At 75.3% G+C, this 745-nt stretch carries 1 pseudogene; it reads right to left on the bottom strand.

Annotated elements, in window-relative coordinates:
• A pseudogene (locus D588_RS25345) lies at positions 1-745 on the bottom strand (cell surface protein); the annotation flags it as partial.

The raw sequence follows: 745 nt of genomic DNA, 5'->3' as shown, positions 1-745 counted from the left end.
TGCCGCTGCCGAACGCCGCCGCGCCGCTGCCGTAGGCATTGGCCGCATCGCCGGCGGCCAGCGCGCCGGCGCCGTCGGCATAGGCGCCGACCGTGCCGCCGCCGCTGTGGGCGAAGAACTTGGAGGTGCTTTCGGCGGTGGCGCGCACCGCATCCAGTTGCGCGAGGTTGACCGCATCGGTGGACTGCGTGCCCGCAGCGACGTTGACGACCTGCCGCTCGCTGCCGGCATCGCCGACCGAGACCGTGTTGGCCCGGCGCGCCACCGCGTTGGCGCCCAGCGCCACGCTGTCGGCCGCAAACGCGGTGCTGTAGTAGCCGAGTGCGGTGCTGTTGGCGCCGCTGGCCCAGGACTGCGCGCCCAGCGCGCTGGCATGGTCGCCCGGTGCATAGGCGAAGTAGCCCAGCGCGGTGCTCTGCAGGCCCGAGGCCTCGGTCATGCTGCCGCTGGCGGTGGATTCGTCGCCCGAGGCGATCGCGCCGGCGCCGAACGCGGCGGCATTGGCGCCGCTGGCCTGGGTCTGTACGAACAGGCCCAGCCCCGGAATCAGGTCGGCCGGACCGCCGACCGCGACGCTGCTGGTGCCGGTGGCCGCGCTCTGCGTGCCGACCGCCGTGGCGTAGTCGCCGGTGGCGTTGGCCACCGCGCCGAAGGCCGACGCCTGCGCACCGCCGGCGTAGGCGCCCACGCCCACCGCCGAGGCGGCGAAACCGCTGGCATCGGCGCTGGCGCCCAGTGCGGTGCC

Source organism: Xanthomonas sp. SHU 308, from assembly GCF_000364645.1.
Classification (GTDB): domain Bacteria; phylum Pseudomonadota; class Gammaproteobacteria; order Xanthomonadales; family Xanthomonadaceae; genus Xanthomonas_A; species Xanthomonas_A sontii.
Note: the sequence above shows the minus strand (reverse complement) of the source record. Positions and strands in the feature narration are given on the sequence as shown.